The organism is Corynebacterium jeikeium (assembly GCA_003955985.1).
Classification (GTDB): Bacteria; Actinomycetota; Actinomycetes; order Mycobacteriales; family Mycobacteriaceae; genus Corynebacterium; species Corynebacterium jeikeium_D.
Window position 1 is genome coordinate 2513685 of sequence record CP033784.1, and the last position, 6567, is coordinate 2520251.

Here is a 6567-nt window from a genome sequence, read left to right on the forward strand (position 1 = left end):
CGACCAATTACTTAGTCAGAGCCGCCTTGTCACCTGCGAGTCGTCGCCAAGCAGTGGCAGACGCGACCCCCATCAGCGCACCCGCACCCAGAAACACGCTGCCTGCACCCATCGCGGTAGCACCCAAACCAGCAACCGGCGGCAGGATGACCTGCGCCAAGCGGTTACCCATCAGTCGGATGGATAGCGCCTGAGCGCGCACCTCGGCATCCACCAGGGAGCTCACCCACGTCATTGACATGGGCATGACAAAACCCCACGCCAAGCCACAGATACCAACCGCGACAACCATCAGCCACGCACTCTGTAGCCACGGCATTGCCAAAAGCGGCAGGACACCGGCACAAACTGCAATGATAAGGACTCGATTGCGATTAGCTCGGTTCAAAACAGTCGGCATGAGGGCTCGGGAAATAATCGCGAGGCCACTACGCGCACCAAGGATTGCCGTCACCTCGGCAACACTAAAGCCCAGTTCGCGTCCCAGCACCGGCACATATGCCGTCAACAGGTCAATGGCTACGATGACCGCAATTGATACAGCCATGGCGCTGGACATGCCGTCGATACGCAGGATGCTTAGGACCGATGCGCCGCTGGCTTCGGCCTGCGCCGGCCGCCTCTTGTCCATCCGGCTGCGGTCGCTAACAGTCGACGCCGGGGATTGCTCAGTTGAGCTAGCAGCTTGCACTTCGGCGGCTGCATTCGCTTCGTGCCGTCGATAAGCAGTTGCGACCGGCCAGCCGATGACCAGGGCGACCGCGCCGATTCCCGTCATCGCCCAGAGCGCAGAAGTGGTGGCGGTCATGGCGCTGCCGTCGTGGTTGGGAGTGAGCAGACCTGCACCGACAATGCCGAGGAACTGCCCGACGGAAATTCCGAGCGTGAAATAAGCAAAGAGGCTATCGAGCCCGGCGACGCCGCCACGCAGGTGCGAAACCATGCCTTGAGCGGCGATGAGCGTGGTCATGTGGGCAAAACCCAGGGCCACGTAGCCGAGCAGAAGAATAGGTAGGTTCGGCGAGAGCGCCATTACTGCTGCCGCGATGACGGTGGCGACGAGACCGGAGTACATGACTTCGGTGGCGCGATGACTGTCGACAAGCTTGCCGGCGGGAAGCGCAATAATAAGAGGTACAAGTGAAAATGCGGCAGTGAACCAGCCGACGGTGGCGGCGGAACCGCCAAAATCGAGGACTCGCCAAGAAAGCAGCACGCGACCGCCGTTGAAAACCGCTTGTCCCAACACAGTAATGAGAACCAATAGGCCGAACCAGCGTCTCATACCTGTTTGTAACTCCCCTTCTCCTGTGTGGTCGTACTCTTCGCGGGGCGATTTCTTTGCACGTCAATACCTAAATTGATCGGTGCCTTCTCGTCGACTCGCACTCCTGCCAACCCGCGAAGGGCGGTCAAAGTGATGCGGCTTATTAAGAATAGTCCCTGAAGTTAAACATGTTTAGCGCATAGAATGAATTATTCGGGCATCCTTGTCGATGTAACCGGTTTGCTTATTTAGTTAATAAAGAATCAGGAATTAGGAGCCATGCTTGAACGCACATTGGTGTTCGTCGATACGTCATATTTATTGGCGAGCTTTTACAACTCGTGGGAAACCGGAGCCCGCGGGCAATTAGAAATCGACCTTAGAGAAGTAGTTAGTGTCCTTGACCGAATGATTAACCAGCAGCTGAACCAGCCAGTTCAGCGGCAACTTTGGTACGACGGCATCCCGGAGTCGGGGCCGCATCGTTACCAGCGCTCACTGCGCACGATTGATGGTGTGCAGCTGCGCGCAGGTCAGCTCATTGAATGGGGTGACCGACGGACTCAGAAGGCCGTCGATACGCGACTCGTCGCAGACATGGTCGTCGCCGGCCTGCGCAACCAAGTTTCCGATATCGTGCTGGTCTCGGGCGATGCGGACATGCTGCCCGGCGTCGCTGAGGCTTCGGCTGCCGGTGTGCGTGTGCATCTCTACGGCTTCGGCTGGGACTCCATGTCCGGTGCACTTCGCCATGCCTGCGATTCGACGACAATCCTCGATCCCCGCGAGGACTTCGCCGACGCCATGCAGCTCAACGTCCTTGAAGGCCCAATCCCACCGGTCGTCCGCACGAATAAGCCGCTGGGCGATGCCGAACCAATCGAGGATCTCGGCGCCACCTGCGTGCCGGATACGCGCATCACTCCTCCGGGCGAGGGCTCGCTTGACGACGGCACGGAGAACACTCCCTCCGCTGCCGACGGTGACGCTGCTTCGCCGGAGGCCGGCACTCCGGAGGTTCCGCAGGACCAGCGCGTTGTGCCATCCCCCACGGCTGACAGCGACTCCGACTGTCGCAGCGAAGACAATGCCGCAGCCACGCCGACGGCCAAGGCCGACTCGCCGAAGTTCAACGAGGTCGAGCACGCGGCCAAGATGGGTGCCCGGGAAATCCCGGCGCAGGCTGAGCACCGCGCTGAGGTAGAGCGCACCGGCGGTTCGGAAGCTACACGGGTGGATTCCGCTGCTTCGGGCGTTTCGGCTGCCTCACCAACGCAGCCAACGCAGCCAGCACAGCCTTCTCCAGCGACCATGCCCGGCGCGACAGTCAACACTGGCAGTGGGGCTGGTAACGACACTGTGAACAACACCGGAGCCGAGCATGCAGGCGCGTCTGCCTCCGATTCCGCGTCGTCGACTGCAACCGGCAGTGGGGAGTCGGCGACGGAGTCGTCGACAAGCGAAGACGGTGCCAACACGAGTACGCCGAAACCAAGCCCGCGGCCGAATCCTTCGATGATGGCGCCAAGGAGGAAGCTGCGTAGTCGATACGTGCCCCTGCCGAACGAGGTGTGGGCATCCGCGGGTTTTCAGACGCCGTTCGATGTGGGACAGCAGTACGCGAACTGGTGGTACGAGAATATTGCAAACGAGCAGGCGCGCGATAGTGCCCACTTGCTCTCTGGTGGTGGGCTGCCACCGGACATTGATCGTCCGCTGCTGCAGTTTGCGTGCGAAACCCTGCACGAATACACGCTGACGGAGACGCAGCGCGTCAATCTGCGCGATGGTTTCCACGCCGGTATCCGCGGAGTGCTGCTCGCGCGGAAGAACGGCGAATTGGAGTAATAGCGCGCCTCACGGATTCGGCAGTTTCGGTGGCTTCAGCACTGCTGGCGCTACTGTCGCTGCTGGCGCTACTGTCGCTGCTGGCGCTGCTGGTGCGAGAAAGTGTCGGGGTTTATGTCAGTTTAGGGTGGTTTTTCCCGCTCAAACTGACATAAACCCCGACACTTTCTTGTTGACGATTGTTGGCAACTGGTGAACGCTACTTCGCTTCGTCTGCGTCCGTTGTGGTGTCCTCAACGGCCTCAACGGACTCGGCGGACTCGGCGGCCTCCAGCTCGCCGGCGTTATCCTTCGCGGCAGAACCGGATTCGAGAGCAGCGTTTTCATTATTCATCTGGGCACGAATTTCGGCCAGACGCATGTCAGCAGCGGCATCGCGAGTCGAAGTCTCGATCTCAGCCATACGACCTGCCTGTGAGGATTCCGCGAGCTCCTGAGCGCCCAACGCATTGGCGTAGCGGCCTTCAATCTTCTCACGGACCGAATCCAAAGTCGGCACATTCGGATCCTCGGAAATACCCTGCATGCTCTGGAGAGTCTTCGACGCGGTCTCTTGCATCTTGGCCTGATCGGCCTGCGACTCCAGCTTGCGGATATCCTGCTTAATCTGCTCGTAGCGAGCCTGCGACTGCTGCGCCTGACGCTGTGCCTCCTCAGCAGCAGATACGGCCTGCTGGTGGAGCTGCGTAGTATTTTCCAGCTCCTTTTCAACATTCACCAGCTGGGTGGCAAACACCTCAGCAGTGCTTTCCATCTTCTGTGCAGTGGCCTCATCGCCCTTGGCACGAGCTTGATCCGCATTGGCGAGTGCCTGCCGGGTGTTCTCGGTAATCTTGTCACGCTCAGAGGTCAACCGCCCCAGCTGCATTTCCAGCTGATTGCGGTTGCCGATGATAGCCGCAGCCTGACGCTGAATCTCCTGATGGCGCTGACGCTCGGCCTCAGCTGCCTGTGCAATCTGAACCTTAGGATCCGCATTGTCCTCGATCTTCTTATCGAACGAAGACATCATGTACTTCCAGCCCTTGGCAAATGGATTAGCCATGCAAATCCAACCTTCCTCAACATATGCGGAATAACTAATCGGAACCGAGAAGATTCCATCTCTTAAAAAATTGTACGTGAGCTAGCTCGCTCTCTCTCGGCAAACGGAAAGAGCTGGTTACCGACAAGCAAGACTCCCCCAGAGTTGTAAACTCTCTAAACATGGTTCATTGCCCTCAACGCACGTACCGCGGACTGGCCGCGAGTCTCGCCGCGGTAATTACTCTGTCAGCAACTGCGCCGCTGGCTAACGCGACAGTCACCGCAACTGCTGACTCCACCGATACCGGTGCATTTTCGCAGGTAGTCGTAGCAGCTCCATCGTCAACGGAGCCGGCTAAGCCCTCCGACGCAAAAACCAAGAAGACCACCGAAAAGCCAACTGAAAAGGCTCCCGAGAAGAGCACAGGGCGAACCGCAGAGAAGTCGGCGGAACAGTCGGCTGAGAAGTCGACCGAGAAAACCTCTTCACCGACATCGGAAACGTCCTCGACGGAGCCGTCGGAAAGCACTGTGAAAAGTGAGCCGAAGGAGTTTCCCCCACTTGTGCCAGGGGCGAAGACCCAGTGGGGCCTTGGCGTGCAAACTCGTCTCGACGAAGTGACTGAGAAGTTCGACGCTAAGGGCGGCATGCTCGGCATGGGCATTCTGGATCGCCAGACCGGTGAGTTCATCTGCAACTCACACTGTGATGATGTTTTTCGCCTCGCCAGCCTGATGAAGGTATTCGTCGCCGACGTTGTGGCCTATTCCAACTACACGCAGCCGAAGAAGGGCGAGATTGTCGCTGGCCAGGGTGATATGCCGGTTGAGGGCAACCCCGACGCCATGCTGCGCGACGACATGATTCGATACTCCAACAACGAAGCAACTGACGAGCTGTGGGATTCCTACGGCGGTGTACGCATCGTTGACAATGTCCGACAGCGCTACGGCCTCTCGGATAAGACTGTCGGCTCACCTATGTGGGGAGCCACCACCAGTACGCCAGCCGACATGGTTGCCTACTTTGACCGGATGCTGAGCGAAGAAGGCGGGCTGAGCGACACGGAGACCAAATACATGCGTCAGCTGATGTACTCACTGCCGCGCTACTCCTACGGCGATGCAGACCAGAACTTCGGTCTGCGTGCAGCGCTACCGAAGGAAACGATTGCCAACAAGTCCGGTTGGTACGAAGAGCAGCACACCACTGCCGGATTCCTTGGCGACGATGACCGTTACGCTATCGCGGTTCTGGGCAAAAACCTGACCGCCAACGAACTCACCGAAGCTGTCAAGCACGTGTTCCCAGACGGGCAGGTTCTGCCAACAGGTGAGAAGGAGACAAAGCACGCCCGCACCAGCGCACCACTGTCGATTGAGGAGGACTCAAACAAAGTCGCTCCAGCCCTGTGGGCGCTAGTAGCAGCACTCGCTGGCTTTGGTATTGGCTGGCTCATTCGTGGCCAGCGCGCGGACTAGATACAAAAAGCCCCCGCGCGCTTGAGGGCTAGTTCAGGCGCGGGGGCTTACGCGGAAGTGCTCCAAGTCGGAAAACGCACAGTATGCGGGCTGAACCGCAGAGTTTACTCGGTAGCGCTATCCTGTGCGGCCTGCTCGGCAATTTGCGCACGGACATCATCCATGTTCAGCTCCGAAGCCTGGCCAACCAGATCGCTCAGGGCGGCCTCCGGCAGCACACCAGAGTGCTGGAACAGCAGGATTCCCTCGCGGAAAACAAACAGCGTCGGAATCGACTGAATGCCCATGGCTGCCGAAACCTCCTGGTTGGCATCGGTGTCCAGCTTTGCGAACACTACCTCTGAGTGCTTCTCGGAAGCCTTCTCATAAATCGGGGCGAACTGGCGGCACGGACCGCACCAGGATGCCCAGGCATCAACGAGCACGATGTCGTTGTTCTGAATAGTCTCAGCGAAAGTCTCGTTCGTAATATCAACAGTTGCCATGGGTCTAACTCCTCTTACTCTTTAACGTCGTGTTCTAACTTCACGTTCTTTACGTAGGTTTTTACCCGTTAGTCTCCCACAACGCACGCGGGGGTCGATTCATTCCCGCCGGGTTCGCGGGAACGTCGTAAAGCGGCGCGAGCTAGTGGTTGATGCGGACAGTGTTGGCCTGTTTACCCAGGCCATCGATGGTGATGACCATTTCCTGACCATCCTGAAGGTAGGTCTGCGGGCTCATGCCGTGTCCAACACCCGCCGGCGTTCCCGTGGAGATGACATCGCCCGGGTTCAGCTGCACGAACTGTGAGATGTAGGCGATCAACTTCGCCGGGGAGAAAACAAGGTCCGCAATCGGTGCATCCTGGCGCAGCTCTCCGTCGACGTATGTGCGCACCCGCGCGGAGTCCGCATCGAAAGCATCGGCCGTGAGCATCCACGGCCCGAAAGCACTGGCGCGCT

Annotated in this window: 5 protein-coding genes and 1 pseudogene; 2 read left to right on the forward strand and 4 right to left on the reverse strand. The window is 58.9% G+C overall.

The genetic code is table 11. The features are described 5' to 3' along the window. Window positions 1-7 precede the first annotated feature (7 nt). Complete coding sequence (locus EGX79_11025) at window positions 8-1285, reverse strand: MFS transporter (protein ID AYX82651.1); 1278 nt, start codon at window positions 1283-1285, stop codon at window positions 8-10. A 261-nt stretch (window positions 1286-1546) separates the two neighbouring features. On the opposite strand from EGX79_11025, the gene EGX79_11030 reads away from it, so the two are divergent. Next, window positions 1547-3115, forward strand: a complete 1569-nt coding sequence (locus EGX79_11030) for an NYN domain-containing protein (GenBank protein AYX82652.1) — start codon at window positions 1547-1549, stop codon at window positions 3113-3115. A gap of 199 nt (window positions 3116-3314) precedes the next feature. Here EGX79_11030 and EGX79_11035 read toward each other — a convergent pair whose 3' ends face one another. Continuing rightward, window positions 3315-4160 (reverse strand): PspA/IM30 family protein, encoded by an 846-nt coding sequence (locus tag EGX79_11035; protein AYX82653.1) that lies wholly within the window; start codon window positions 4158-4160, stop codon window positions 3315-3317. 161 nt (window positions 4161-4321) lie between these two features. On the opposite strand from EGX79_11035, the gene EGX79_11040 reads away from it, so the two are divergent. Next, window positions 4322-5623, forward strand: coding sequence for a serine hydrolase (locus EGX79_11040; GenBank protein ID AYX82654.1), 1302 nt, complete (start codon window positions 4322-4324; stop codon window positions 5621-5623). 104 nt (window positions 5624-5727) lie between these two features. On the opposite strand, the gene trxA is transcribed toward EGX79_11040, so the two are convergent. Together trxA and EGX79_11050 are read right to left on the reverse strand one after the other, a co-directional pair. Beyond that, window positions 5728-6108, reverse strand: coding sequence for a thioredoxin (gene trxA / locus EGX79_11045; GenBank protein AYX82655.1), 381 nt, complete (start codon window positions 6106-6108; stop codon window positions 5728-5730). Window positions 6109-6250: 142 nt separating this feature from the next. Next, window positions 6251-6567, reverse strand: a pseudogene (locus tag EGX79_11050) (fumarylacetoacetate hydrolase family protein).

Excerpts from the sequence above, each read along its gene's own strand:
- EGX79_11035 (AYX82653.1), bottom strand. The coding sequence starts at position 4,160 with ATGGCTAATCCATTTGCCAAGGGCTGGAAGTACATGATGTCTTCGTTC.
- trxA (AYX82655.1), bottom strand. The coding sequence starts at position 6,108 with ATGGCAACTGTTGATATTACGAACGAGACTTTCGCTGAGACTATTCAG.
- EGX79_11030 (AYX82652.1), top strand. The coding sequence starts at position 1,547 with ATGCTTGAACGCACATTGGTGTTCGTCGATACGTCATATTTATTGGCG.
- EGX79_11040 (AYX82654.1), top strand. The coding sequence starts at position 4,322 with ATGGTTCATTGCCCTCAACGCACGTACCGCGGACTGGCCGCGAGTCTC.
- EGX79_11025 (AYX82651.1), bottom strand. The coding sequence starts at position 1,285 with ATGAGACGCTGGTTCGGCCTATTGGTTCTCATTACTGTGTTGGGACAA.